This window comes from Acinetobacter johnsonii CIP 64.6, assembly GCF_000368045.1.
Lineage (GTDB): Bacteria > Pseudomonadota > Gammaproteobacteria > Pseudomonadales > Moraxellaceae > Acinetobacter > Acinetobacter johnsonii.
Genome location: NZ_KB849235.1, coordinates 230,333 through 256,835 on the forward strand (window position 1 = coordinate 230,333; position 26,503 = coordinate 256,835).

Sequence of the window (26,503 nt, forward strand, 5' to 3'; positions counted from 1 at the left end):
CTGTATTTCCTTATTGCATGATATTGATCACGATATAGAATAACTTTAAAGGAAAACAGCCCATCAAGTTGTCGTCGACCTGACAAGTTGCTCGATCAATCACGAAAGGACGCGGAATGCTGGAAGTTCAACATCAACAACAATTACTCAATAACAATTGGTTCGCCAAACTACCACACGCCTATCAACAGTATATTGTGCAACATGCCAAATATATTAACGTTGCAAAAGACCAAGCTGTTTTTCGCTCTGGGGATTTATTTGATGGCATCTATGCAGTCTTGAACGGCGCAATTCGTTTAGGTCATGTCGACATCGAAGGTAAAGAAGCAGTTGCAGCAATTGCTGAACCGATTATGTGGTTTGGAGAAATTTCTTTAATAGATCAACAACCGCGTTCGCACGATGCGATTGCTATACAAAAAAGTACCCTGCTCCATCTACCTAAACGCGATGTTGAGGCGTTTATCCAAGCCACCCCAGAATTTTGGTTTCATATTGCACAGCTTGCTTCACAGAAGTTACGTCTCGCCTTTTTAGAACTGATCGCAATCCAAAGTCAAAATATCAGTCAACGACTGGCTCAACGCTTACTGTTTATTTTAAGCGGTTATGGCAACCATCTGTCGATTACAAATGATGAAATCCATTTATCACAGGAGCAACTGGCTCAAATGCTGATGTGTTCACGCCAAACAATTAACCAAGAACTTCAAAACTTAGAAAAACAAGGAATACTGGCAATTGCTTTTAAAAAAATAAAAATTTTAGATCATGCAAAGCTGCATAAAATGGCACATAGCTCAGAATAGACAATCTAGTGTGCGCCTTAAGAGTGCAATCCACATAGAAGGAATGTATAGAAATATGGCTACACGGCCTAATGTCTTGGCTATTCGTCTCCCCGGCTTGAGACTGCTGTCACTGTGTTTGACAGGCAGCTCATGTAAACATCGCAACAACTAATTTTTTAAATGAACCCTCAAAATTCGACTCAATTCCGATATTTTACTGCATTGGGATAATGTACTATTTTTATTATATTTTTCATTAAAGCTCTAACCATAAAAAAGCGAGTTTTTAAAACTCGCTTTTGGTCATACTATATCGGTCTTAGACACCCACTTTTTTAGGGTCTGTATTGCCTAAACTTGGGTTATCAATTGCGCCCCGACATTGTGCTTTATCACGTTCATAATCGCTCTGTTTCTGTGCAACACTTGATGAACCGTCTAAGGTCTCACGTGCCCACACTTCTAAACTGGTCAAGGCTTTACGACACAGGGCGTATTTTCCTTCGGTTACTGAGTCTGTCATTTTGACATTAATACGCCAGTCCGTACTGAGTTTACGTGCAGGATGACGGACTTTAGCTTCAATCTGATCCAGTTGCTTGTTATAGACCAAGCCATCTACTTCATTGATAAATACCCAAGCACGCTGGGCATATTCCGTAGCGTCATTGGTAATTTTTGGCGCAGCCTTAATTTCTACTTTTTGTTCAGGAGCTTGCTCTGACTGCCCACAAGCTTGCAAAAGTAAACTGCTTACAATTATAGCAGTCAGCCCTAAAGTACGTAATTCGAGCTTCAACATGGTTAAACGCCTCAACAAACAATTGGGCACTATGCTAGTGAATTCAGTTACAATACACAATCAATTTTGACCTATTGATAAAGTCTTCTTCAAGGTGTGTTGTGTCCGAACTTAATCCCACTCCTGCACAAGCTGCTGGCTTTTGGCAAGGGGCTAAGGATAGCCAAGCGATTATCTTTACCTATCTGCCTGTTTCTTTTGCCTTTGGTGTATCTGCAACCCAGTTTGGCTTTAGTGCATGGGAAGCTTTATTTTTATCCTGCTCAATGTATGCAGGGGCCAGTCAGTTTTTAGTGGTTGCACTATTGGGTAGTGGCACGTCTATTTGGATGACTGCCCTCACTGTGATTGCCCTAGATATTCGTCACTTACTCTATGGCCCTGCGCTACAAAACTTAATTCAAGATAAACTGAACTTAAAAAAAACCGCTATTTGGTCATGGGGGCTAACCGACGAAGTTTTTGCCTCAGGCATGATTAAACTGTCACAACGTCGCCAAGAGTGGTCTGAGTCTTGGATGCTCGGTTTAAGTCTGTTTAGTTGGCTCGCATGGGCTACAGGTTCTTTTCTAGGTGGAATGTTTGCAGACCAAGTCAGTCATTTACCCCAGTTTTTACAAGCCGCTCTAGACTTTCTATTACCTGCACTGTTCTTAAGTTTCTTATTGGCAGCATTTGAAAAGAAACACACTTTCGTGGTGGCTGTGACCATTCTTGTATCTGCCATTGCCTGCTATTTTATTGACTTATCTGCTGCAATTTTTATTGGTATCAGTTCAGGTATATTTGCAGGTTTGTTTAAACACTATGTACTGAAAAAACCAGACCCTGAACATATGGGAGATCAAGCATGAATATCGAAATTATCTTGGTCGGCATTGTAGTGGGTATTGCAAATTTTGCTTCACGCTTTGGCCCATTCTTCGTCATTCAAAAGTTCCAACAAGGTTCACAAAAGCGCGGTGCTTTATGGTTAAAGATTGCATTGGGTTCGATTGGTATCGCGGCGATCAGTTCGATGCTCGTGGTTGCCACCTTGCCACCACTGTTAGATATACCCAATAAAAGTTTTGCCATGTTAGTCGGCTTTATCGTATTAGCTGGACTTTATTTCAAGTTTAAGCAAATTGTCCCCGCTACACTCACCGCAGCACTGAGCTATGGTTTGGTTTACACCTATATTCCTATGCCTTTTTAACCCATATCTTGCATCCATCAAAATCTGATTTACTATTTGAAGCGCTCAGCTGTGCAAGACATTTCAAGCTTGATTGGAAAAGTTTATTGAGCATCCTTTTGCATGAAAATTTTGACTTTGGAATGCGCAGCTTTATAAAAAAAATTGTTGGACAATATCATTAATTTATGTGAATGAACCCTGAAGACTTTTAAGAGTTCTGCTATGCTAAAAGCCCATAAAATCAAGCATGGATGATTTACATGAGCGTTACTATTGGTACTCCACTTCAGCCTTCAGCATTTAAAGTTCTGCTATTGGGTTCTGGAGAGCTTGGGAAAGAAGTTGTGATTTCTTTACAACGTTTAGGTGTAGAAGTTCATGCTGCTGACCGTTACGATCATGCTCCTGCAATGCAAGTGGCACACTATGCCTATACCTTAAATATGGCAGATGCGACTGCGCTTAAACAACTCATTCAGGACGTTAAGCCGAATTTAATTGTTCCCGAAATTGAAGCCATTGCAACGCAAGTATTGATTGAAATCGAACAAGATAATATTGCAACAGTCATTCCCTCTGCAAAAGCGGTCAATTTAACCATGAACCGTGAAGGCATCCGTCGTTTAGCTGCGGAAGAACTGGGCTTACCGACATCGGCTTACCGTTTTGCAGATACCTTAGAATCTTTCCGTGCTGCATGTGATGACATTGGTTATCCAAACTTTGTTAAACCAGTCATGTCCTCTTCTGGTAAAGGCCAATCACGCGTAAAAGAATTTTCAGAAGTAGATGCTGCGTGGAAATATGCTCAAACAGGTGGTCGTGTAAATCAAGGGACAGTCATTGTAGAATCTCAAATTGATTTTGATTTTGAAATTACGCTATTAACAGTACGTTCAAAAAACCCTGAAACAGGTGAAATTGAAACGTCGTACTGCGACCCAATTGGTCACCGCCAAGATGCGGGTGACTATGTGGAAAGCTGGCAGCCTCAAGCCATGACACCAGCGGCCCTTGACGAAGCAAAGCGTATTGCCAATAAAGTCACCATCGCATTGGGTGGCTGTGGTATTTTCGGTGTAGAACTCTTTGTCAAAGGCGATAAAGTGTGGTTTAGTGAAGTATCACCACGCCCACATGACACAGGTCTTGTGACGCTTGCCTCTCAGTTCCAAAGTGAATTTGAACTACATGCACGTGCGATTTTGGGTCTGCCTGTCAATACAGCACGTCATAGCGTTGCTGCGAGTGCCGTGATCTATGCAGGTGTGGATGCAAATAACTTATCTTTTTCTGGCTTAAATCTTGCTTTGGCAAACCCAAATACTGATTTACGCATTTTTGGAAAACCAGAAGGCTTTACACGTCGCCGTATGGGCGTTGCGACAGCGCGGGCTGAAACAACCGACCAAGCGCGTGAACTAGCAGTACAAGCTGCTGGACTGGTTAGCGTTCATCAAAATTAAGCGTTGTTAAAATATACGGATACGGTTCATGATCAATACTTCTCCACTGCTTAACTATGTCAGCAGCAATCACGACATCAAAGCGATTAATCAATGGCGTAGTGATGTCGAAAATCAATTACAAGAAAGTTTTGATCATGGCCAATCCATCCGCGATGTCATTTTAACGCGTTCAAATATGACCGATGAAGCGCTTATTTTCCTATGGAAATATGCAAAACTCGATCAGACAGACTTAAGTTTATTTGCTGTCGGTGGTTACGGTCGCCGAGAGATGCTACCTTACTCAGATGTAGACATCATGATCTTGTCTGAGGTTGAGTTTAGCGAAGAACAAGAAAAACTCATTTCTGTCTTTATTTCCTCACTTTGGGATGTCGGCAATTTCAAGCCCGGCATTAGTGTACGTACCATTGCCAACTGTGTTGAACAAGCAACCTCTGACTTAACTGTTGCCACCGCCCTCATCGAATCTCGTTTAATTACGGGCAATGAACACTTAGCCAAATGGCCACGTCGCATTGTTTCACAAACATGGACAGACAAAACCTTCTATGATGCAAAAATGGAAGAACAGGCCAAACGCTATGCACAGCATAACTTTACGGAAAGTAATCTAGAACCCGATATTAAAAATGCGCCGGGTGGCATTCGGGACATTAACCAAATTGGTTGGATTGCTAAACGGCATTTCCGCGTCAACCGTATTTATGACTTGGTGCATTTAGGCTTCATTTCGGAGTTTGAGTTAGGTGTATTAGAAGAAGCCGAAAGCTTCCTCTGGGAAATTCGTCATCACCTACACCGCCTCACTAAACGTGATGAAAACCGTTTACTGTTCGACTATCAACGTGACATTGCCGCAAAGTTTGGCTATGTGCGTGAAGAAGGTAAATCACCGAATTACCCAATTGAACAATTCATGAAACGTTATTATCGAAGCGCTCAACAAGTCACCACGCTGAATGAAATGCTGTTGGCTTATTTCAATGAATCTGTGATTACCCCACGCCTACCGAACTATGAGCGTAACATTGAAGAAATCAATGAAAATTTTAAACTAGTCGACGGCAAACTAGCGGTTCAACACCATAAGATTTTCTCTGAAAACCCAAGTGCTATTTTAGAAATTTTCTATATATTGGCCAATCGACCTGAAATTACAGGCATTCGCGCGCGTACGCTACGTTTGTTAATTTTGGCGGCTAAACGCATTGACCAAAAATACAGAGATAATCCAGCGCATCAAGCCCTGTTTATGGCTATCATTCGCTCCCCGCATCGCTTATACGAAACCATGGTGGCAATGAAACGTTATGGCGTTTTAGGCAACTATATTCCTGCATTTGGGCAGATTATGGGGTTGATGCAGTATGACTTGTTCCATATCTATACCGTAGATGCACATACTTTATTATTACTGCGCAACTTAAACCGTTTCAAAGACCCTGAGTTTGCCAAAGACTTCCCTGTCGTCAGTTCAGTGTTCCAACGTCTGGCACGTCGTGACATTGTTTATTTGGCTGCCATTTTTCATGATATTGCTAAAGGCCGTGGCGGAGACCATAGTGAGCTGGGTGCAAGCGATGCGATCGAATTCTGTCGTAGTCATGGTTTTACCGAACGTGAATGCAACCTTGTCGCATGGCTCATTCAAAACCATTTGCTCATGTCTGTCACTTCTCAAAAGAAAGATATTTCTGACCCCGATGTGGTTAAAGCGTTTGCTGAGAAAATGGGCGATATGGAACATCTCGACTATCTATATACGTTGACTGTTTCAGATATCAATGCAACCAATCCTTCACTTTGGAATACGTGGCGTGCTTCTCTCATGCGTCAGCTCTATACCCATGCACGTGACGTGATTCGTTCAGGTTTAGGCCGTCCTGTTGACTATCAAATGCTCATCGAGGACACCAAGTTTTCTGCCAGCGAACAACTGGTCGAAGAGTTTGCACTAGATGATGTCGAAAAAGTCTGGCAAGAACTGGGGGATGAATATTTCCTCAAAGAATCTGCCGATGAAATTGCTTGGCACACACGTGCTATTTTACAGCACGGTGACAACCCTGAACCGCTTGTTTTGATGCGTGCACAGCGTAAATTTGCTCAAGATGCAGTACAAATCTTTATTTATACCCAAGATCAGCCCAATCTGTTTGCAACAACGGTTGCTATTCTCGATCGTATGAATTTGGACGTACAAGATGCACGTATTATTACCGCGACCAAAGCATTTAGCTTAGACACTTATGTCGTTCTTGACCGTTTTGGTACGCTGCTAACCGACCCTGAACGTGAAGCAAAAGTGCTATCAGCATTAAAAGATGCCTTAGCCAATTCAGATAAATACCCTGGGCTCATGCAACGTCGCATCCCACGTCAGCTACGCCATTTCGACATTGAAAACACCGTTGATATTACGCTGAATGAAGCACTGCAACAAAACATGGTTGAAATTGCAACACTTGACCATCCCGGCTTACTTGCCAAAGTAGGCGGGTTGTTTATGATGCAAGGTCTAGATATTCACTCTGCTAAAATTGCCACCCTAGGTGAGCGTGCCGAAGATATTTTCTTTGTCACCAAAAAAGATGGTCAACCCATGACCGAAACCGAAGCTGAAACTTTTGCTGCACAACTAAAATCAGCCTTAGATGAAGCCTCTAGTCAGGTCTGTGGTCAACATTAACAATACACACTGGTATTTTGTTTCATGAACTCGAGTTTATCCCTTTTACATCCTTATCCTTTTGAAAAGTTGAATAAACTATTTCAGGATATTACTCCCGCAGACTTACCCCTCATTCCACTCTCGATTGGTGAGCCTAAGCATCCTGCACCCGAGTTTGTGAAACAAGCCATTATCGATAATTTTCAGCATTTATCGACCTATCCAAACAGTAAAGGTATACCCGAATTACGCACCAGTATTGCAAATTGGCTGACCCGTCGTTTTCAACTCAATCAGATTAGTGCAGAAAACAATATATTGCCTGTTTCGGGCACACGTGAAGCAATTTTCTCTTTTGTGCAGGCATTGGTAAATCGTGAAGATGCGCCTTATGTGGTTATGCCTAACCCGTTCTACCAAATTTATGAAGGTGCAGCCTTACTTGCTGGGGCAAAACCGTATTTTGTAAATTGCACCGAAGAAAATGGTTATCTCGGTGACTTTGATGCTGTGCCTGCTGAAGTCTGGGAGAAAACAGCCCTGTTATTTGTTTGCACACCTGGTAACCCAACAGGTGCGGTTTTATCAAAAGAACAATTCAAAAAATTAATCGAACTTTCAGACCAATATGGTTTTGTGATTGCATCGGATGAATGCTATTCAGAGCTTTGGTTTGATACTGCACCTGTGGGCCTACTCGAAGTTTGTGCTGAAATAGGCCGAGACGACTACAAAAACTGTGTCGTATTCCACTCACTGTCTAAACGCTCAAACTTACCGGGTATGCGTTCTGGCTTTGTCGCTGGTGATGCAGCTTTACTCAAGCCTTATTTACAATACCGTACCTATCATGGTGCGGCGATGCCTGTACAGCACCAATTGGCTTCGATTGCAGCATGGGATGACGAAGCGCATGTTGAAGAAAATCGTGTGCAATATCGTGCAAAATTTGATTTATTTCAAAAGGAATTGGGCCATATACTGCCCCTACAAAAACCAGATGCAGGTTTTTACTATTGGTTAAAAGTAGATAATGACGAAACTTTTGCAAAAATGCTGATGGAGAAAGCACATGTCAAAGTACTTCCAGGGCGTTACTTGTCACGCAATACTGAGCAAGGCAACCCAGGCGAAAACCATGTGCGTCTTGCTCTAGTCGCCGATCTTGCACAGTGTGAGCAAGTCATTTCGCGCTTAAAAGCAATTTTATAAATAAGTTCATCTAAAAAAGAAAACCTCCTGTAGCGGAGGTTTTCTTTTTTTTCTTCGATTAAAAATCAAATGATGCACTAAGCATGAATGTACGAGGTAAACCAGCAACTAAATAGCCATTATTAGTGTTGCTTGTATTGTTAATATTGTCATATAGACCAACAGAACCCCAATAATCCTGATCAAATACATTATTCACAAGGAAGTTAAATGTTGTTGGGGTTTGACCAAACTGAGTTCTATAACTTGCACCTAAATCAAGCGTAGTCCAATCCTTAACTTTCAAATTATTGTCCAAACTTGCATAAGTTGAACCTGTATAAGTCAATTGGGCATTTAAAGAAATATCTTGCGGGAGTGGTAATTTCCAATTTGTGCCTAGGTTCGCCTGAAACTTTGGAACCCCTACTTCATAATTTCCATCATAAGTAGCTGAGCCAGTATTCTCTTGCGTCGCATGCATCCACGTTACACCACCTAAAACAGTCAAGGAGTCTGTAAGCTTTCCATAACTGCTCAGTTCTACCCCCCGATGAACGTATTCACCAGAATCACTAAATACACCATTTTGCATAATGCCACGTTGTTTATTAATATCAAATAAACTTAATGTCACCCCAAGATGGTCATTTTCATATTTGGCACCTACTTCTTTCTGTTCAGCCACAAACGGTTTAATCGATGTGGTCACACCACCAGTTGTATTTGTTAGACCTTTCGCTAAAGATTCAATGTAGTTGGCATAAACTGAAACTTCTGGAGTAATTTTATAGGTTACTCCAAGTGCAGGCGTCCATTTACTCTCATCATATGCCCCTGTTTTCACTTGAGAATAATTATATGTATCTTGGAGAATCTGCTGATAACGCGCACCCAACATGATAATTAATTTATCATCTAATGCAGTCAGATTATCCCCAATAGCAACACTTCTTAAGCGCGTCCGAGTGGTCAATTTCGGACTATCCATATCTCCACCTGAGAATGCTGGTGTTAAAGCAGCAGGTCGGTCATGTTGAATAGGATGATAAATATTAGAGTTCAATGGATTCCCTGAATCCATAAAATAGGCATTTCTCGTATTTAGTTGAAATGCTGATCCAGAAACAACTAAATTATGTTTAATTGAACCTGTATCGAACTTTCCACGTACCCCAACCTCACCTGTATTGACCATGTCTACACGAGCATTGTCAAAACGGTAGAGTGTACTAGCACCTGTTGAAGCATTTCTTAATGTGTAGCTTGCCAGTGAGTTTTGTTCTTCGCCATGACGGAAACCATATGCTGCATATGCAGTTAGTGCATCATTAAAATCATATTCCGCACGGTAACTTCCAAAAATATTCTCTTCATTTGAATAAGACCATTTTTGAGCATAATTACTAGAACTATCAATAGCCTTTGGTACCAACGTTAACCCAGCACCCAATGTTACATTTGGTCGCGTTGCATTTAAGCGATTGTTGCTATAGCCCATATCACCCGAAAGGCGTAGGCCCTCACCACTATAATCTAGTCCAATAGTAGCAAGCCCTAATGATTTCTTTTCATCATCAACAGACGTATTTCCATCATGGTAGGCGGTGTTTACTCGTACTCCAAATTGCTGATCTTCACCAAAACGTCGTGAAATATCATTTGAGATATAGCCACCATTAAAATCTGTACCTACAGTTACCCGATTTAATGGCTCATTTCCTGCTCGTTTTGGTAGAAGATTGATTGCTCCACCGATCCCACCATTACTTGGCATAGCACCGTTTAAAAACGATGAGGCACCCTTTAATACTTCCACACGCTCAAAAAGTTCTGTTGGAATATATTGACGCGGTAATATTGAATATAAACCATTATAAGCAGTGTCATCTGACCCTAAGTTAAAACCACGGATATAGTAGTTTTCTTGAAAATTACCATATCCTCGCCCAACACGTACACTCGGATCTGCTTTTAGCACATCCCCAACACTCTTTGCTTGACGCTCTTGAATATATTAATCGGTATAGCTAGTTAAATTAAATGGCGTATCAAGATTTTTTTGATTCCCAAAAATCCCAACTCGGCCGCCACTTGCAACCTGACCACCAGCGAAAGCTTCCATTAAACCATTTGCAGAAGCATCAGCACTTGCAACTATACGGATTGTTTCCAAAGCGGCAACATTACTCGCCTGAGATGATGAGTCAGATTCAACGACTACTGGAGCTTCGGCAGCATGTGAAATACTGTACCCAGATACACATGCCATCATTAACACCAATGGTTTCAGCTTAACCATTTCCTACCCTTTTTCATCAATCTAAAATTCGAGCCTGATAGTAAATGAGAATTGGTCTTAATCAAACTGATTTAATTCTCATTTAAATTGTAAATTCAAATGAGAATTAATTATTCCATTGTTATAACTTATGACGTCAGACAACCCATTGAGTCTTACTTTAAGATTTTCATATTATAAGTCCATCTAATAGCAAAACCAGTGCAAAAAATGCAAAGCAGCACCCTGACATCTTATAAATCCAGTTGAGTCGCTGGGTTAAAAAATGATTCCAGCGCTTCCAACTCAATAACTTAAGCAACAATAGATTCCACATCAGAACCATACTCACCATCCAGAGACTCATTAAAAGCAAGGTATAAACATCAAATTTTGAATAAACCAGTAATACCAAACTACTATAGAACATCATATTTTTAGGGTTCAGCAAACTTGACTGTAAACCTTGAGTAAAACATAGAATTCTAGTTTGATAAGGCGTGGGGTCATGCGCTTGAAATTCAACATTTTCATGATGTGTATAGCGAAAACACTGCATAGACAAATACAATAAATAAGCAACACCTAATCCGCGTAGCAATATCAGAACATAAGCATGAATATGCCCAAGCCACCCCAGTAAAGTAAAAATCAGCGCTAGAATAAAAGTATTTCCAGCTACAATACCGAAAACTGTATATCGTGCCCTTCTTTGACCACTGTTTAATGCCGTCATCAGAATCAAGAAAAAATCAGGGCCAGGAGAAAGCAAAGCCACAAAATGCGTCACAGCAATAACAATAAAAAGCTCCATCACTTGTCTCTCTTTAAAAGTGAGACAAGCCTAATGACGGATTAAGATCAACTCTTGGATAAAATTGCGCGATGTTGCTTTTGATAGAGCTTAGGCGTTGTACCCGTTAAACTTTTAAAAACACGGTGAAAATGACTTTGATCACTAAAGCCCAGCATATAACTCAGTTGCGCTATATCCATGCCTTGTTTTAAAAAGATGCGTGCATCATTAATTTTATGATTCAATTGATAAGCGTGCGGCGTCATACCTAAAGATGATTTAAATAGCCGAATATGGCATACCGACTCAACTGGACTTCTTGCGACATTTGCTCTAATGATAAAAACACGTCAGCATCCTGAATCATTGATAAAAGCTGCTTAAACTCTTGCTGTGCATAGTGTTGAGGAGCAAGCAATTCTAGCTGAATATATGGAAATAAAAGCTCAGTAAGTGTTGTGATTAAGCTTTGTTTTTTTCCCAATAAGACAGTGAAGTATCAAATAATTGACTGTTAAGACAACTAAAGTCATGATACATCTTAGGCTGTTTATACAGCACGGGTTTGAACTGCGGTATGTCTTGATAAGTATCTTTATGTGCTGTTTCTTGTAATAACTGATTCAACTAATGTGCATCTAAATGCATCATTTGGTAGCTCCAAGCCAGATCTGGAACAGGATTACACGCATGTTCTACATATGCAGGAACCAATACCAAAGTACCCGCGTCTATTTGTTGCGTTCCACCGAAATGGCTAGTGAAAATACTGTTGCCTTGATCCACCGCTCCAATTGAAAATGTCGGATGACTATGGGCTTTATAACAAGTACGACTTGCACATGCCCGACGTGTTTCCACATAAGGCATGCGCGGGATCACTCCAAAATTCAACTGAAGCGCCTTGCTCTTTCATCACTGACGACACATCAACAGATTATTGTTGTAATGCTTTTTCAATATCTGCCTGAATGGCTTCAGGCTTGGTGGTTGGCGCATATCGATTAATTACTTTGCCATCTTTACCAATCAAGAATTTTGTAAAATTCCACTTAATGCCGCTGCCGAGAATCCCTTTGCTGTTATTGGTTAAATAACGGAATATGGCGTGGGCTTCAGGGCCTTTAACATCAACTTTGGAAAACATGGGAAAAGTCACCCCATAGTTTTTCTGACAATACGTTTCTATTTGCTCATTGCTACCCGGATCTTGCCCCCCAAACTGATTACAAGGGAAGCCTAACACCTCAAACCCTTGTGCATGATATTGCTCATAAATTTTTTCTAGTCCAGCAAATTGCGGTGTAAAACCACATTTACTGGCCGTATTGACGATGAGCAACACTTCGCCCTCATAGTCAGCAAAAGATTTATTTTTCCCATCTAACAATTCCGCTTCAAACTGATAAATGTTTGTCATGGATAAGTATCCTCATCACTTTTTTCTTGTGTTTCTAGTTCTAATGAAGCCGAGTTTACACAGTAACGTAAACCTGTAGGCTCAGGTCCATCTGTAAAAACATGGCCTAAATGAGCATCACAGTGATGACATACAATCTCTGTACGCACCATGCCATGTGAAGTATCTTGATGCTCTTCTATAACAGCTGTATTTACGGGCTTATAAAAACTTGGCCATCCGCAACCGCTGTCATATTTATTTTCAGAAATAAATAAAGGTGTCCCACAGCAGCGACATACGTAAGTCCCTGCTTGTTTAGTATTCCAATATTTACCTGTAAAAGCTGGCTCCGTCCCCTTTTGTCGCGTAATGCGAAATTCCTCTGGTGATAACTCTCTTTGCCATTCTCGGTCTGTTTTACTGAGCTTTCCCATGATTAGGTCCCTTTCTATCTTGCTATTTAAAATAGGATAATCCCATATTTACGTGATTCATCTTAAAATTTCTAGTGTTTAATTCACAATTTACAAAAGACCAATAATCCCAATAAAAGCAAAAAGCAAGCAAATTTAAAAACATGGTGAGCAATTTTATTTCTTAAATGCTTTTTTGGAAGCAATTTTAATGTTACTCTTATAGACATTCTTGCTTAGGATTAAAAAATGTCGCAAAAAAAGAGCGTTATTTTTAAACATCTACTGCCTGTGATTAAACAATATCAACAGGTAGGATTTACGCATGAAAAAATTGTTGCTTTACTTAGAGATGAACATGATCTAGACCTAGTAACAACAGAAACATTTAAAAGTTATTTATATCGTTATGCAAAAGTGACCTCCACTCTTTCCGAGAACATCAAAATGCCGAACACTCTCCAAACCCCACGCGAAATAAAAAAATCGTCTAAGCTTGAGCATGTATGCTACGACATTCGTGGGCCAGTGTTACGAGCGGCCAATGAAATGGAAGAAGCTGGTCATAAAATTATCAAACTCAATATTGGCAACCCTGCACCGTTTGGCTTTGAAGCACCTCAAGAAATTATTAATGATGTGGCTTTAAACCTACCAAATGCAGTAGGTTATACCGACTCAAAAGGGATTTTCCCTGCGCGTAAAGCGATCTGTCAGTACTATCAACAAAAAGGCATTTTAGATATGCATGTTAATGACGTGTATATCGGAAATGGTGTCTCTGAATTGATCGTGATGGCGATGCAAGGCTTGTTAGATGATGGTGACGAGATGCTCGTGCCGATGCCTGACTATCCGCTTTGGACGGCTGCGGTGAATTTATCAGGCGGTACAGCTATTCACTATAAATGTGATGAAGAAAACTTCTGGTATCCCGATATTATAGATATGGAGAGTAAAATCACACCACGCACCCGTGGTATCGTGATTATTAATCCAAACAATCCAACAGGTGCAGTTTATCCACGTCATGTGCTTGAGCAAATCGTTGCATTAGCTAAAAAGCATGATTTGATTTTGTTTGCAGATGAAATTTACGACAAAATCGTTTATGACGGTATTGAGCATGTTTCTGTAGCGGCATTAGCTGGTGACCAACTCTGTATCTCTTTCAATGGTTTATCTAAAGCATACCGTATTGCGGGTTACCGTTCAGGCTGGATGGCCATCACAGGCGATAAGTCGCGTGCAGTCGACTATATTGAAGGTTTAGACATGCTCGCTTCTATGCGTTTATGTGCTAACCACCAAGCACAGTATGCCATTCAAACTGCTTTAGGCGGCTACCAGTCAATCAATGATTTAATTCGTCCGGGTGGTCGTTTATACGAGCAGCGTAATATTGCTTGGCAAATGTTGAATGACATTCCAGGTGTATCATGTGTTAAGCCTGAAGGCGCAATGTATTGCTTCCCGAAATTGGACCCAGAAATCTATCCAGTTCAGGATGATGAAAAACTGATGCTTGATCTACTTCGTACGGAAAAAGTACTTCTGGTTCAAGGCACAGGCTTTAACTGGCCAACACCAGATCACTTCCGTGTGGTGTTCTTACCTGCTGAAAATGAACTACGTGAAGCCATTACCCGAGTAGGCCGTTTCCTTGCGAAAATGCGTTAATTGATCACTTAAAAAACCGTACTTTATGTACGGTTTTTTTATTTACAAAACTGTAATACTTCACTTTTTAAGTTTGGCATAAGTTTAAATTAAGCAGCCACATTGCTGTGATTCCATGTAAATGATGGGGAGTCGCTTATGGGGACAATTGCGGTAACATCTTGGAAATACAACGCTTCCACACGCTATTTAAAAATTTTCTATGCCGATGGTTCAGGCGAGCTGTACCACCCTGTGCCTGAATTTATTTATAACAACTTAGTTCGATGTAATAATAAAACAGCCTTTGTTCATAAATATTTAGAATATGATTTGCACTTTACGCACTTAAGTATTCATTAATTTTTGAATCTCAAACAATCAGGATTTATCCTGATTGTTTTTCATGATTCCACGTCACCACCAACAAGCCCGCACCAATCGCTAATGTAGACAGGCTAAACTGCTCGTCCTGCTGAATAAGCGCGATGAAGTCCATGACTTGATCTGCATGCGATAGAACATTATCAACCACCAAAACTCCGCGTGAAACACACATCAGCCGTTTCAAATCTGGCCAATAGTCGACATAAGCATCACGCTCAGCATCTAGCAATATAAAATCAAAGATGGCTTGCGACTGCTTCAAATATTCAGCTGCGTCACCCACCCAAAACTCAACACCATTGGATAAATTGAAATCCGCAAGATGGCTAGCGGCTTGTTGACTTCTCTCAGCATCAATTTCTAAAGTGGTTAATCGAGCATTCACTTGTTGCGCAGCATAAGCCAACCATAAGGTTGAGTAACCTGTTGATGTACCTATTTCTAATATCTGCTCAGGCTGTTGAATATGCACCAGTTGCGCCAAAAATTGTGCAGACTCAGGCTCAATATTGCGAAAGCGCGCAATACGATCTGCTTGCGTACTGTCATGTTCTTGAAAGCGTTGATATAAAGCCGATACTTTACTCAAAAATTCTGCATGCATCATCCAATCCCCCTCTACTTTACTTAGCGTTGTTTATACTTCTTGAATCAGTTTAAAGCGCTCAACCTCACGGTCATCTTCTAGCATTACCGTTTCAGTAAACATGGCAAGTGGACGTACCCAAATCGAATAATCACCATATAAACACTGATAAACCACCAGTTTTTCTTCGGTTTCACTATGCGTCGCTACATGTAAAACTTGATACAGTTGCCCTTTATAATGCTGATAGATACCGCGCTGTAATTGCATCGCTTGCTTCCCTATTTTTTAACTGTCTTGATCATACCTAATTTATAATGCTTAAACTGCAAATCACTTGAAAAATCATTTAAATCCCCCATATAGCTTTATGAAATGATTGAAGAAAATATCTTTAAATCTATAAAATCGATTACAAAAATAAAAACAAACTGTTTTATCTATTTTCAGATTTACTCTATGATTCTTCTATCAAATAATTTTATAGACTGCTTTGGAGAGCTTAACAATGTTAGATCAAAATACTTCAGCTCAATTAAAAACACTTCTTGAACGTCTAGAAGGTCCGATTGAATTGGTTGCGACTTTGAACGGTTCTGAGAAATCAGACAAAATCAAAGAATTGGTTGAAGAAGTTGCAGCACTGTCTCCACTGGTGACTGCACGTTTTGATGGTCAAAACTCACGTGCACCCAGCTTTGGTGTGGCAAAAGCCGGTGAACAACCGCGTGTCTTCTTTGCTGGTTTACCAATGGGGCATGAGTTTACCTCTTTGATCTTGGCATTGTTACAAACCTCTGGTTATGCACCCAAAGTATCGGATGAAGTTTTGGCTTCAATCAAAGCTTTGGGTATTCAGTCTGACTTTGACGTATTTGTCTCTTTAAGCTGTCATAACTGTCCAGACGTGGTGCAAGCCTTAAATCTGATTGCCATTTACAATCCAGGCACGACAGCAACTATGATTGATGGGGCATTCTTCCAAGACGAAGTTGAAGAACGCAAAATCATGGCTGTACCGATGGTCTTCCAAGACAATAACCATATCGGTCAAGGCCGTATGACCTTGGAAGAAATTATTGCCAAACTGGATACCAATTCAGCAGTCAAAGAAGCTGAAAAACTCAATGCCAAAGATGCTTTTGATGTTTTAGTGATTGGTGGTGGCCCTGCGGGAAATACTTCTGCCATCTACGCAGCACGTAAAGGTATTAAAACAGGGATCGTGGCTGAACGTATGGGTGGTCAAGTCATGGATACCATGGACATTGAAAACTATACCTCGATTCAAAAGACCCAAGGGCCGAAGTTTGCTGCTGAAATGGAAGCACATGTACGTGAGTATGGTGTGGACATCATGAACTTACAACGTGTCTCTAACATCAAAGGTGCGGATGAGACAGCAAATGGCTTGGTTGAAGTCACTTTAGAAAATGGTGCGAAGCTTGAATCTAAAACGGTCATCCTTTCAACAGGTGCACGTTGGAGAGAAATGAATGTGCCGGGCGAAGCAGAATACCGTACCCGCGGTGTTGCCTACTGCCCACACTGTGATGGTCCACTGTTTAAAGGCAAACGTGTAGCAGTAATTGGCGGGGGGAACTCAGGTGTCGAAGCTGCGATTGATCTTGCTGGGATTGTAGAACATGTGACTTTGGTTGAGTTTGATACCAAACTACGTGCCGACCAAGTGTTGCAAGACAAATTGCATAGCTTGCCTAACACTACGGTGATCCTGAATGCACTCTCAACTGAAGTTGTGGGTGATGGTCAGCAAGTGACAGCATTGAAATATAAAGACCGTGCAACTGATGTAGAACATACGGTTGAGCTTGCAGGAATCTTTGTGCAAATTGGTTTATTACCAAACACTGATTTCTTAAAAGAGACTGCTGTTGAGCTTTCAAACCGTGGTGAGATTGTGATTAACGATCGCAACGAAACCAATGTCAAAGGTGTATTTGCCGCAGGTGACTGTACGACTGTGCCATACAAGCAAATCATCATTGCCACAGGTGAAGGCGCGAAAGCATCTCTGTCTGCTTTTGATTACATTATTCGTTCTGGCGTGTAATCCTCTCAGACGCTTCCCTGCTATAGGCTTATAGGCAACTCAGCTTATAAGCCTTTTTATCACGCTGTTTTTTATAAAAAATTACATTTTTTTAACAATAATGCAGTCTGCTTTACATTCAAAGTAGATTATATTTTGCCCAACCCCTACTTTTGGGTATAAAACGAAAAGGATATGAAAATGAATAAATTACTTATTGCTTTAGGTCTTGCTGCTGCTGTTGTTTTAGTGGGTTGTTCAAAAGAAAAAGCACCTGAAACAGGTGCAACGACAGGTGAACACCTTGAAAATGCTGCTGAACAAGCAGGTCATGATATTAATAGCGCGACTAGTGAAGCAGTATCTGACACTCAAAAAGCAGCGGATGAAGCAGCTGCAAAAATTGGTGCTGCCGCTGACGAAGCTGCTGCGAAAACTGAAGCTGCTGCTGAAGATGTTAAAAATGCCTCTAAAGAAGCAACAGCTCATGTTGCTGGTGCAGTAGAACAAGGCGCTGCTAATGTGAAAGAAAAAGCACAATAATATTTCTAAGCTTAAAAAAGCCTCCCACTCGGAGGCTTTTTTATGGGCTGTGCTATAGTAGAGGAAACATGCATTATTAAATAAATCATAACTTTAAAATTTGAGGATGATCTATCGTCATGTCCTACTCTCACCATGTTGAACCTCATTTAATTCATCGTACTGGTTGGCTACGTGCAGCGGTATTGGGTGCCAATGACGGCATCATTTCAGTGACCAGTTTGATTATGGGGATGGCAGCCAGTGGTGCAACCAGCCATACCTTACTCATCACGTGTATTGCCGGGCTTATTTCAGGTGCAAGCTCTATGGCTGCGGGTGAGTATATTTCGGTGAAGTCTCAATCGGATATTGAAGAAGCCGATTTAAAACATGAAGCCCGAGAATTAGATAAGAACCCGCACTTAGAACTTAAAGAACTGACCCAAATTTATATACAACGTGGACTAGAACCCAAACTGGCACATGAAGTCGCAGTACAACTCAGCGCACATGATGCACTGTCTGCACATGCTCGTGATGAAATAGGCATCCATGAAAATACCAGTGCCAAGCCGCTTGAAGCCGCGGGTTCTTCTGCCCTAGCCTTTTCACTAGGTGCTCTGTTTCCTATGTTGGCCATTCTCTTAAGCCCTCAAGGTTATCTGACTCAGTCAGTTGCACTCACAGGGGTACTATCGTTATTCGGTTTAGGGGCTTTATCGAGCTACTTTTCTGGGACTTCTATGTGGACAGGTGCATTTCGTGTGACACTATGGGGAATTTTTGCGATGCTGTTTGCCAGTTGGATTGGCTCCCTATTTAATGTGCATGTTTAACGTCAACAACACGAAAAGCGATAGCAGACTACCTATTTAAAATGTAAAAAGTCCATGGATTGAATGGGCTTTTTACTATTTACAGCATCATTTACCATCAACTTTAAGCTTGCACATTTTTCTCTGCACTACTCAGATGCACTATTACTGATGATTGAAGTTCAATTCTACAGGTGCAACAGCTTATTTTTTAATTAGCATGAATTGCTTAACGTCTATTCCCCTTCCCATAACAGCCCAAAACATCATAGAAAATGATGAGTCAACGCCTTACTTACATCTCGCTAGATTGTTTTTTCATTCATATAACGCCAGTAGCGTTTAGGAACATATTGCACATGTAGTTTGATATTTGCTCTTGCCTCGATGTTGATACTTTTAAAATAATCTTTCCATAACTGGTCATACAGCAGCTCATCATCATCTAATTCAACACTAAAGGACTGACTGTGTCCGACTTTGTGTGCATGATCAATTTGATTCACATCCATCTTCACCTGATGCACAGCTGTCAAATCATAATAAATTCCAAAATTTCTTCTTTCATCATAAATCAACCATCTTTGATCTTGATATCGGTTTCTAAAATGTCGTTCTATCAGCGGTAAAACATTAAAATCTGGCTGTACCAAACTTAAAAACAATCCATCCTGACATTTTTTAAAGCGGACAAAAGCTTCCATACGGTGCTTTTCTCTGCCCACTTGCTTGGCCCACTGCGAAACAGCCAATATATCCGCATGCGCATAGTTACGATCTACAGAATGTGTATTTTTAAACACATAGATACAGAAATTAAAAAGATGTTGATGTGCCTCCTCCTGCTCAGACAGAAAGCAATAATAAAAAAATCGTAGACTTTCAGCCGTAATTTTTTGCTTTAACCCTCGCCAAACTCGCTCTGCGTGTTCGTCATTTGAAGCAACCTCAATACACTCATCAAACAAGCTGGCTTGGGAATTATTAGATGCAAGCTTGACGTCAAAATCTTTAAACTGAAAGCTTCTATATACACAACTCAGTAGTCCAGTCACTGTTCGTTCAAAGCGATATATCGACATACTAAAAACCGAAGCCCAGTTGAGGTGAAAGCTGTTTTTGATATTTAGATTGCCCCGATTGCAAGATGTGCTGCCGAATCTGGTTCGCTGGTTGTTCTTTTTTAAACTTTGGCGTATCTGCACAGCGAATAAAATGCTGTGCCCGATTGTAAGCAACGCCCATACGCTTTAGTTGATCGATATGAATCTGCCCAAAACGGCGAGCTTGCACAATTTTTTTAGCCGATTGAACACCTATACCCGGAACACGTAAAATCATACGATAGTCTGCATGTTGAATATCAACAGGGAAATGCTCAGGGTTACGCAGTGCCCAGCTTAGCTTCGGGTCGATGTCCAAATCTAAATTCGGATGCTGATCATTCACGATTTCCTGCGCATCAAAACCATAGAAACGCATGAGCCAATCCGACTGGTACAGCCGATTTTCTCTTAATAATGGCGGAGCAGAACCCACAACAGGAAGCATTTTTTCCTGTTCATTGATTGGAATATAGCCTGAAAAATACACTCGTTTGAGCTGATACACTTTGTAATGGTGATCTGCCATTAAAATAATATCTTTGTCTGTTTCTTGATGTGCGCCCACTACCATTTGGGTGGTTTGTCCCGCTGGTACAAACTTCGGTACATGCCGAATCACACGCCGTTCATCCGTCAACTGAATTAAGCGATCGCGTACAATGCCTAAGTCCTTTTGTACTTCTGCATGTGATTTCTCAGGTGCAAACTGTTTTAAACCAACTTCTGTCGGCATTTCCAAGTTAATACTCATGCGGTCTACATATAAGCCCGCCTCGGTAATAATCTCTTGGGAAGCACCTGGTATCGTTTTTAGATGAATATAACCATTAAAGTTCTCGTCAAGGCGTAACTTTTTCACCACTTGTAGCATTCGCTCCATAGTGAAATCAGCTGATTTAAAAATACCTGAACTGAGAAATAAACCTTCAATATAATTGCGGCGGTAAAAGTTGATGGTTAAATCCACCACTTCTTGTACGGTAAACGCGGCTCGTTTGACATCATTAGAGCGTCTAGAAACACAGTACGAACAATCAAAAATACAGACATTTGAAAATAGAATTTTAAGCAATGAAACACAACGACCATCTTCTGTATAACTATGGCAGATACCGTTTCCTGTGTTCCCCAAACCTTTGCCTTTGTTTTTACGATTGCTACCACTGGACGAACAGGACACGTCATATTTAGCTGCATCAGCTAAAATCTGTAGCTTTTCACGGATACGATCGGTCATGACGATCCTCGGTAAAATCTAAAATAAAAGTATAAAAAATTTCAGACTAAAAGCATTACTAATACACATACCCAACGACATGGCCTGTCGCTAAAAACCAAAAAATAAACGTGATTGCTTTAGATATTTTTCGAGAAAATACTGAATATTATTTGCCAATTTTGCAGTGCTTGGGCAAAGTGTCTATATGTAAAAGGAGCAAGTACATGTCTTTATTATTAGAACGTCTTGAAATTAAACATCCTATCTTCCTTGCACCGATGGCTGGTGTTTCTACACCAGAGCTTGCGGCGGAGGTTTCAAATCAAGGCGGGCTAGGCTCACTTGGATTAGGTGCAAACACCGCAGAAACCGCACGTAGCCAAATTTTAAAAACCCAAGCACTGACCGAACAACCTTTTCAAGTTAATTTTTTCTGTCATCAAAGTGTCGAACTTGATCCAGCTATCGCACAAACATGGATTGATTTTGTAAGACCTAATTTTGAACAATACGATGCAGAACCACCCACGCAACTGCACTGTATTTATCCTAGCTTTTTGGACAATGATGACTTTTTAAATGTCGTACTTGAAACTCGCCCTAAAGCCGTCAGTTTTCACTTCGGTGTTCCGCATCCGCACCAAATACAGGCGCTAAAAGAAGCTGGCATTTTAACCATGGTTTCTGCAACCAACTTAGCGGAAGCACGGGCCATTGAAGCAGCAGGGATTGATTTTATTATTGCTCAAGGCATAGAAGCAGGTGGGCACCGCGGGATTTTTAATGAACATTTTGATAGTGCAATACGTACGGTCGACCTCGTACAATTACTGACGCAGCACTGTCGGTGCCCGATTATTGCTGCGGGTGGCATTATGAATGGTACACAGGCTCAGCAGATGTTAAGCCTCGGCGCGAGTGCGGTACAGTTGGGAACAGCTTTCGTACAATGCAAAACATCGAATGCCAATGAGGCCTACCGTCATGCACTTTTCCATGAGCACATCACACAAATAAGTGCCAGTATTTCAGGTCGCCCTGCGCGCGGTTTACTGGGTCACTGGCATACCCAGATTGATCTACCGAACCGCCCTGCAGTTGCTGCATACCCATACTGTTATGATCTAGGGAAACAATTACATGCCGCAGCGACTAAACAAGGTGATCAAGGTTTTGGTGCATTTTGGGCAGGCACGAATGTTTCTCAAATTCGTGCCATGGAAGCACCTGACTTAATTAACCAACTGTTGGTTGAAATGCAACAAGTCAGCTATTAAGTCATATTATTCACTTAAAGCTCCATAAATGGAGCTTTATTTATTTAGTTTCCAATAAATTGACCTGTTCAACTTGTACGTCATTCATGGTTTCACCATGAATAAGTAATTGGTCAAAGTAGTCTGCGACCACTTTAAATTGTTCAGTTGTACTTTCCACTTTGTACATGTTCTGACGAAACTCATTACTTGAACGTAAACCTTTGGTGTACCAAGCAATATGTTTACGTGCAATTCGGCAGCCAGAGTATTCCCCATAAAATGCATACAATTCGCCAAGATGTCCAAGTAGAACTTCTTTTACTTCTTGAATACTTGGTGCAGCCAAATGTTCACCTGTCTCCAAATAATGTGCGATCTCACGAAAAATCCATGGACGCCCTTGCGCAGCGCGACCAATCATAATTGCATCTGCACCGGTATAATCGAGTACATATTTGGCTTTTTCTGGACTATCAATATCCCCATTGGCAACCACTGGTATACGAATGAGCTGTTTTACTTCTTTAATCAAATCATAACGAGCCGTATTCAAATACATGTCTTCACGGGTGCGCCCATGCAACGCCAACGCGGCAATACCCGCCTCTTCCGCACGTTTCGCTACACGTAAGATATTTTCATGACCATTCAAAAAACCCAAACGAGTTTTAAGTGTGACAGGTACATCAACTGCAGCCACAACTTCATCCAAAATTCGAGCCACCAAGTCTTCATCTTTTAAAAGTGCAGAACCCGCCAGCTTATTACAGACTTTCTTGGCAGGACACCCCATATTAATGTCCACAATTTGAGCACCATTTGAGACCTGATATCGTGCAGCTTCAGCCAAATCTTTAGGGTCTGATCCCGCAATTTGCGCTGAAATCGGTGCCAATTCACCATCAAAGTTAGCACGATATAAGCTTTTTTTACTCATCCGTAATGTTTGATCTGATGCCATCATTTCACTGACAGCATGCCCTGCACCAAAGTATTTGCACAGAGACCTAAATGGGCGGTCAGTTACGCCTGCCATCGGAGCAACAATCAAATTATTTGACAGTTGATACGGACCAATATACATATGAATTCATCACTTTTTCGACCAGCACAGTATACTGCATCTGCTCTTTCGGCTCATCTTTTATCATCTGCTCTGTGACTATGAAATACTCATAATATAAAAAAGCTAGACGAATCTAAAAGGCAACCATCAGATAGCCTCTAAATCACATCATTTTTTAAAAAGCATACTTTTTAAGACATTATCTTTGAAAATGAAGTGGTGAATCAATGCCGCACAGGCATGTAAACCCACGAGTGCAATAAAGAGATTCCCTAAAAATTGATGCGCATCTGCAATATAGTCACTCCCCCAAACAGTGCTCAAAAGCGGTAAATTTAACGATAAAACTTGGAAATTATCAGTAAAACTCGATAATGTCATCCAACCCGCAATTGGAACAATACATAGGCTTAAGTAAAGGAAAAATCTGACCGTTTTAAATAACATTATCTGGTAAGAATTAATTATTTCAGTTTTAGGAATACTTTTTCTATACAGAAAAACAAAACTCAATCTCAAGAGAAATAAAATAAATATTAAAATCCCACCTGCAACATGAATCTGGCCTTTCCAGTCTGTTATTGTGGGATCACCTGCAGTCAGATACACCATTGCAACTAAAGCAAAGGTAATCCAATGCATGATTATTATAGGTTTTGGATAGTTATTCTTCATCGCTTTTCCTAAGTTTTAAATATTTTTATAAAACGGAGCTGTTAAAAAAAGCTTAAATGAAAAATGTAAAGAAAAATAGAATGCTCAGCTTTTTTATTCAGGCTAGGATTTAATTAAACCTTAAAAATCAATTGACTGCCTATCCACTATTTCCAACATCTTGTAGATTGAAGTATTTTTAAAGCACAATATCCTTCATCTCTTCAGATATTCCTTACATCCTTTGTAAATTTCTGGTTGAACATTTGTGCTACATCATCTTTTCTGATCACAATATTCTGCTATCTTTAATTTATTATTATATCCGTAGCAACAACCCTAATATCTTTTAGAGCGTTCATAAATTCATCGATAATTGAATCTTCCAGTACATGACAAAGGCAACCATACAAATAATTTTATAGACTATTGATTATATTGTATAAATTATAAATCAGCATTATTCATTAATTTAAAGCCTAATTTATGATATTAATAAGAATAGGTACAACAATAAAGAAACATAGTGATTCACTCCAATATGCCTCAATATTCTGAACACAAAAAATTAACAGCGACTGAATTAAATAGTTTAATGGCTATGGCTATTCAGCAATCATTTAATGCGATCGTCATTACAGATGCATGTTTTAATAATAAGGGCCCACACATCCTTTTCTGCAATCCAGCATTTTGTGAAATGACAGGTTATAGCGAAGAAGAGTTAATTGGACAATCACCCCGTATCTTACAAGGGCCTGAGACAGATCTAACCGTGATTCAGGAATTAAAAGATTGCATATCTAATGGACTATTTTTCCATAATAATACGATTAATTATCGTAAAGATAAAACACCGTACGCTGTAGAATGGAACATCTCCCCGATTAAAACTGAAACAGATGAAATCACCCATTTTGTATCCGTTCAACGGGATATCACGGAAAAAAACGAAAGTCTTAAATATCAAGCGATGCTGGTTGCAGCGATCAATACAACACCCGATACGATAGTGATCACGGATGATCAAGCTAAAATTAAATTTATGAATCATGCCGCAGAGGAACTCTCGGGCTACACCCTAGCAGATTTAAAAGATGAACCTATCACAAAATTATGAACCGTACCGACTATATCGGAGACAGTTTATTTAAGTTATGCAACACAATCTAAGGTGTTGATTTTATCATAGTACATATTTTCAAACTCAAATGGTGAAACATAGCCAATAGAACTATGTAGCCGCTTTTTGTTAAACCAGTCTACCCAATTCAATGTAGCTAATTCAACATCAGCTAAGCCTAACCAATCAGATTTCAAATATTCAATCACCTCCGTTTTATATAAACCATTCACTGTTTCAGCCAGTGCATTATCATACGAGTCTCCCGTTGTTCCTACAGAGGCTCTTAAGTTCGCAGTTTCCAATCGCTGAGTATAGCGGATTGAAAGATACTGCACCCCTCGGTCACTATGATGAATCACATTCTTAGGCATACCCCGACTATTGAGTGCATGCTCAAGGGCATGAAGTACCATATCGGTATTCATTCGGGTGGAAACTTTCCAACCAACGATTGCTCGTGAGAACACATCAATGATAAATGCCGTATATACCCCCCCAGAATGAGTCTGAATATAGGTAAAGTCAGCGACCCAAAGGTTGTTGGGATGTTGAGCTGTGAAATCACGCTTAACTAAATCATCAGCTCTTTTTTGCTGATCATCATGATGTGTCGTACGCTTATTCTTACCACGCCATACACCTTGTATTTCAAGTTGTTTCATCAAGCGTGTTACCGTGCAGCGGGCAATAGAATATCCTTCTTGTTTAAGTTGTTGCCAAACTTTACGAATGCCATAACGCCCATGGCTCTCTTGCCAAATTAACTTAATTTGCTCAGCATAATGTTGATCGTGTAAATCTCGTTTCGAACGCTTTTCAGGGTTCTGTAGGCTTTGTTGCACAAACCTATCTGTAAAGGCTTTTTTAGCGATATAATTTTCAAATGAAGAAGCCTACACACAAAATCTACCGCACAACCAATTGGCCCGCATATAACCGAGCACTCATGAGTCGCGGAAATATTGCCATTTGGTTTGATCCTGCTACGCAATGGTATGCGCCATCAAAAGGCAAACAAGGGCGAAATCAAACCTACTCCGACGCAG

Annotated in this window: 23 protein-coding genes and 4 pseudogenes; 14 read left to right on the top strand and 13 right to left on the bottom strand. The window is 40.5% G+C overall.

Annotated features, from left to right (window positions below; genetic code table 11):
- Positions 1-116: 116 nt before the first annotated feature.
- Complete coding sequence (locus F986_RS06885) at positions 117-812, top strand: Crp/Fnr family transcriptional regulator (protein WP_004693447.1); 696 nt, start codon at positions 117-119, stop codon at positions 810-812.
- A gap of 301 nt (positions 813-1,113) precedes the next feature.
- Here the strand turns inward: F986_RS06885 and F986_RS06890 are convergent, their stop codons facing one another.
- Positions 1,114-1,596 carry a hypothetical protein gene (locus F986_RS06890; RefSeq protein ID WP_004693449.1) on the bottom strand — a complete coding sequence of 161 codons (483 nt, stop codon included), beginning with the start codon at positions 1,594-1,596 and terminating at the stop codon, positions 1,114-1,116.
- A gap of 101 nt (positions 1,597-1,697) precedes the next feature.
- On the opposite strand from F986_RS06890, the gene F986_RS06895 reads away from it, so the two are divergent.
- The 5 genes from F986_RS06895 to dapC all read left to right on the top strand — a co-directional run bounded on the left by F986_RS06895 (position 1,698) and on the right by dapC (position 8,131).
- Positions 1,698-2,450, top strand: coding sequence for an AzlC family ABC transporter permease (locus F986_RS06895; protein WP_004693451.1), 753 nt, complete (start codon positions 1,698-1,700; stop codon positions 2,448-2,450).
- Entirely contained in the window at positions 2,447-2,794 is a 348-nt protein-coding gene (gene ygaH, locus F986_RS06900; RefSeq protein ID WP_004693453.1) for an L-valine transporter subunit YgaH, read from the top strand. Before F986_RS06895 ends, ygaH begins: the two co-directional genes overlap by 4 nt.
- Before the next feature lie 233 nt (positions 2,795-3,027).
- Positions 3,028-4,242, top strand: a complete 1,215-nt coding sequence (gene purT / locus F986_RS06905; RefSeq protein WP_171057605.1) for a formate-dependent phosphoribosylglycinamide formyltransferase — start codon at positions 3,028-3,030, stop codon at positions 4,240-4,242.
- 28 nt (positions 4,243-4,270) lie between these two features.
- Positions 4,271-6,937 (top strand): [protein-PII] uridylyltransferase, encoded by a 2,667-nt coding sequence (gene glnD, locus F986_RS06910; protein ID WP_004693456.1) that lies wholly within the window; start codon positions 4,271-4,273, stop codon positions 6,935-6,937.
- Between the two features lie 24 nt (positions 6,938-6,961).
- Positions 6,962-8,131 (top strand): succinyldiaminopimelate transaminase, encoded by a 1,170-nt coding sequence (gene dapC, locus F986_RS06915; protein WP_004693458.1) that lies wholly within the window; start codon positions 6,962-6,964, stop codon positions 8,129-8,131.
- Positions 8,132-8,189: 58 nt separating this feature from the next.
- On the opposite strand, the pseudogene F986_RS06920 reads toward dapC, so the two are convergent.
- The 5 genes and pseudogenes from F986_RS06920 to msrB all read right to left on the bottom strand — a co-directional run bounded on the left by F986_RS06920 (position 8,190) and on the right by msrB (position 13,023).
- Positions 8,190-10,412: pseudogene (locus F986_RS06920) on the bottom strand (TonB-dependent receptor).
- Between the two features lie 169 nt (positions 10,413-10,581).
- Entirely contained in the window at positions 10,582-11,205 is a 624-nt protein-coding gene (locus F986_RS06930; protein ID WP_004693466.1) for a LysE family translocator, read from the bottom strand.
- Positions 11,206-11,252: 47 nt separating this feature from the next.
- Positions 11,253-12,103, bottom strand: a pseudogene (locus F986_RS06935) (AraC family transcriptional regulator).
- 21 nt (positions 12,104-12,124) lie between these two features.
- Entirely contained in the window at positions 12,125-12,607 is a 483-nt protein-coding gene (locus tag F986_RS06940; RefSeq protein ID WP_004693471.1) for a glutathione peroxidase, read from the bottom strand.
- Entirely contained in the window at positions 12,604-13,023 is a 420-nt protein-coding gene (msrB, locus tag F986_RS06945; protein ID WP_004693474.1) for a peptide-methionine (R)-S-oxide reductase MsrB, read from the bottom strand. The genes F986_RS06940 and msrB overlap by 4 nt, the downstream gene beginning before the upstream one ends.
- Before the next feature lie 228 nt (positions 13,024-13,251).
- Between msrB and F986_RS06950 the strand changes: the two genes are divergently transcribed.
- Both F986_RS06950 and F986_RS06955 read left to right on the top strand, forming a co-directional pair.
- On the top strand, positions 13,252-14,682 hold the full coding sequence (locus F986_RS06950) for a pyridoxal phosphate-dependent aminotransferase (protein ID WP_004693476.1): 1,431 nt from the start codon (positions 13,252-13,254) through the stop codon (positions 14,680-14,682).
- A gap of 138 nt (positions 14,683-14,820) precedes the next feature.
- Positions 14,821-15,024 carry a KTSC domain-containing protein gene (locus tag F986_RS06955; protein WP_004693478.1) on the top strand — a complete coding sequence of 68 codons (204 nt, stop codon included), beginning with the start codon at positions 14,821-14,823 and terminating at the stop codon, positions 15,022-15,024.
- Between the two features lie 25 nt (positions 15,025-15,049).
- Here the strand turns inward: F986_RS06955 and F986_RS06960 are convergent, their stop codons facing one another.
- Positions 15,050-15,655: an O-methyltransferase gene (locus tag F986_RS06960; protein ID WP_004693480.1), complete on the bottom strand. Its 606-nt coding sequence runs from the start codon at positions 15,653-15,655 to the stop codon at positions 15,050-15,052.
- Positions 15,656-15,685: 30 nt separating this feature from the next.
- A complete protein-coding gene (locus F986_RS06965) occupies positions 15,686-15,904 on the bottom strand; it encodes a DUF1653 domain-containing protein (RefSeq protein WP_004693482.1) in 219 nt (72 codons plus the stop codon).
- 238 nt (positions 15,905-16,142) lie between these two features.
- Here F986_RS06965 and ahpF point away from each other — a divergent pair, with 238 nt between their 5' ends.
- The 3 genes from ahpF (at position 16,143) to F986_RS06980 (ending at position 19,048) form a co-directional block, all read left to right on the top strand.
- Complete coding sequence (gene ahpF / locus F986_RS06970; RefSeq protein ID WP_004693484.1) at positions 16,143-17,708, top strand: alkyl hydroperoxide reductase subunit F; 1,566 nt, start codon at positions 16,143-16,145, stop codon at positions 17,706-17,708.
- Positions 17,709-17,888: 180 nt separating this feature from the next.
- A complete protein-coding gene (locus F986_RS06975; RefSeq protein ID WP_004693485.1) occupies positions 17,889-18,230 on the top strand; it encodes a hypothetical protein in 342 nt (113 codons plus the stop codon).
- Positions 18,231-18,349: 119 nt separating this feature from the next.
- Positions 18,350-19,048, top strand: coding sequence for a VIT1/CCC1 transporter family protein (locus F986_RS06980; protein ID WP_004693487.1), 699 nt, complete (start codon positions 18,350-18,352; stop codon positions 19,046-19,048).
- A gap of 284 nt (positions 19,049-19,332) precedes the next feature.
- On the opposite strand, the gene F986_RS06985 is transcribed toward F986_RS06980, so the two are convergent.
- On the bottom strand, positions 19,333-20,109 hold the full coding sequence (locus tag F986_RS06985; RefSeq protein WP_004693490.1) for a TIGR03915 family putative DNA repair protein: 777 nt from the start codon (positions 20,107-20,109) through the stop codon (positions 19,333-19,335).
- A gap of 1 nt (position 20,110) precedes the next feature.
- Positions 20,111-21,370 (bottom strand): putative DNA modification/repair radical SAM protein, encoded by a 1,260-nt coding sequence (locus F986_RS06990; protein WP_004693491.1) that lies wholly within the window; start codon positions 21,368-21,370, stop codon positions 20,111-20,113.
- Between the two features lie 206 nt (positions 21,371-21,576).
- Here F986_RS06990 and F986_RS06995 point away from each other — a divergent pair, with 206 nt between their 5' ends.
- Positions 21,577-22,629 (top strand): NAD(P)H-dependent flavin oxidoreductase, encoded by a 1,053-nt coding sequence (locus F986_RS06995; protein ID WP_004693493.1) that lies wholly within the window; start codon positions 21,577-21,579, stop codon positions 22,627-22,629.
- Between the two features lie 40 nt (positions 22,630-22,669).
- Here the strand turns inward: F986_RS06995 and dusB are convergent, their stop codons facing one another.
- On the bottom strand, positions 22,670-23,695 hold the full coding sequence (dusB, locus tag F986_RS07000) for a tRNA dihydrouridine synthase DusB (protein ID WP_004693495.1): 1,026 nt from the start codon (positions 23,693-23,695) through the stop codon (positions 22,670-22,672).
- A gap of 150 nt (positions 23,696-23,845) precedes the next feature.
- On the bottom strand, positions 23,846-24,352 hold the full coding sequence (locus F986_RS07005; RefSeq protein WP_004693497.1) for a cytochrome b: 507 nt from the start codon (positions 24,350-24,352) through the stop codon (positions 23,846-23,848).
- Positions 24,353-24,872: 520 nt separating this feature from the next.
- Between F986_RS07005 and F986_RS07010 the strand changes: the two genes are divergently transcribed.
- On the top strand, positions 24,873-25,451 hold the full coding sequence (locus F986_RS07010; RefSeq protein ID WP_004693499.1) for a PAS domain-containing protein: 579 nt from the start codon (positions 24,873-24,875) through the stop codon (positions 25,449-25,451).
- Positions 25,452-25,486: 35 nt separating this feature from the next.
- Here the strand turns inward: F986_RS07010 and F986_RS07015 are convergent.
- Positions 25,487-26,284, bottom strand: a pseudogene (locus F986_RS07015) (IS3 family transposase); the annotation flags it as partial.
- 56 nt (positions 26,285-26,340) lie between these two features.
- Here F986_RS07015 and F986_RS17805 point away from each other — a divergent pair.
- Positions 26,341-26,503 (top strand): annotated as a pseudogene (locus F986_RS17805) (IS5/IS1182 family transposase); the annotation flags it as partial.

Excerpts from the sequence above, each read along its gene's own strand:
- msrB (WP_004693474.1), bottom strand. The coding sequence starts at position 13,023 with ATGGGAAAGCTCAGTAAAACAGACCGAGAATGGCAAAGAGAGTTATCA.
- glnD (WP_004693456.1), top strand. The coding sequence starts at position 4,271 with ATGATCAATACTTCTCCACTGCTTAACTATGTCAGCAGCAATCACGAC.
- F986_RS06990 (WP_004693491.1), bottom strand. The coding sequence starts at position 21,370 with ATGACCGATCGTATCCGTGAAAAGCTACAGATTTTAGCTGATGCAGCT.
- F986_RS06980 (WP_004693487.1), top strand. The coding sequence starts at position 18,350 with ATGTCCTACTCTCACCATGTTGAACCTCATTTAATTCATCGTACTGGT.
- F986_RS06940 (WP_004693471.1), bottom strand. The coding sequence starts at position 12,607 with ATGACAAACATTTATCAGTTTGAAGCGGAATTGTTAGATGGGAAAAAT.
- ahpF (WP_004693484.1), top strand. The coding sequence starts at position 16,143 with ATGTTAGATCAAAATACTTCAGCTCAATTAAAAACACTTCTTGAACGT.
- F986_RS06960 (WP_004693480.1), bottom strand. The coding sequence starts at position 15,655 with ATGATGCATGCAGAATTTTTGAGTAAAGTATCGGCTTTATATCAACGC.
- dapC (WP_004693458.1), top strand. The coding sequence starts at position 6,962 with ATGAACTCGAGTTTATCCCTTTTACATCCTTATCCTTTTGAAAAGTTG.
- F986_RS06885 (WP_004693447.1), top strand. The coding sequence starts at position 117 with ATGCTGGAAGTTCAACATCAACAACAATTACTCAATAACAATTGGTTC.
- F986_RS06965 (WP_004693482.1), bottom strand. The coding sequence starts at position 15,904 with ATGCAATTACAGCGCGGTATCTATCAGCATTATAAAGGGCAACTGTAT.
- F986_RS06930 (WP_004693466.1), bottom strand. The coding sequence starts at position 11,205 with ATGGAGCTTTTTATTGTTATTGCTGTGACGCATTTTGTGGCTTTGCTT.
- F986_RS06975 (WP_004693485.1), top strand. The coding sequence starts at position 17,889 with ATGAATAAATTACTTATTGCTTTAGGTCTTGCTGCTGCTGTTGTTTTA.
- F986_RS06955 (WP_004693478.1), top strand. The coding sequence starts at position 14,821 with ATGGGGACAATTGCGGTAACATCTTGGAAATACAACGCTTCCACACGC.
- F986_RS06890 (WP_004693449.1), bottom strand. The coding sequence starts at position 1,596 with ATGTTGAAGCTCGAATTACGTACTTTAGGGCTGACTGCTATAATTGTA.
- F986_RS07005 (WP_004693497.1), bottom strand. The coding sequence starts at position 24,352 with ATGAAGAATAACTATCCAAAACCTATAATAATCATGCATTGGATTACC.
- dusB (WP_004693495.1), bottom strand. The coding sequence starts at position 23,695 with ATGTATATTGGTCCGTATCAACTGTCAAATAATTTGATTGTTGCTCCG.
- F986_RS06950 (WP_004693476.1), top strand. The coding sequence starts at position 13,252 with ATGTCGCAAAAAAAGAGCGTTATTTTTAAACATCTACTGCCTGTGATT.
- F986_RS07010 (WP_004693499.1), top strand. The coding sequence starts at position 24,873 with ATGCCTCAATATTCTGAACACAAAAAATTAACAGCGACTGAATTAAAT.
- purT (WP_171057605.1), top strand. The coding sequence starts at position 3,028 with ATGATTTACATGAGCGTTACTATTGGTACTCCACTTCAGCCTTCAGCA.
- F986_RS06985 (WP_004693490.1), bottom strand. The coding sequence starts at position 20,109 with ATGTCGATATATCGCTTTGAACGAACAGTGACTGGACTACTGAGTTGT.
- ygaH (WP_004693453.1), top strand. The coding sequence starts at position 2,447 with ATGAATATCGAAATTATCTTGGTCGGCATTGTAGTGGGTATTGCAAAT.
- F986_RS06995 (WP_004693493.1), top strand. The coding sequence starts at position 21,577 with ATGTCTTTATTATTAGAACGTCTTGAAATTAAACATCCTATCTTCCTT.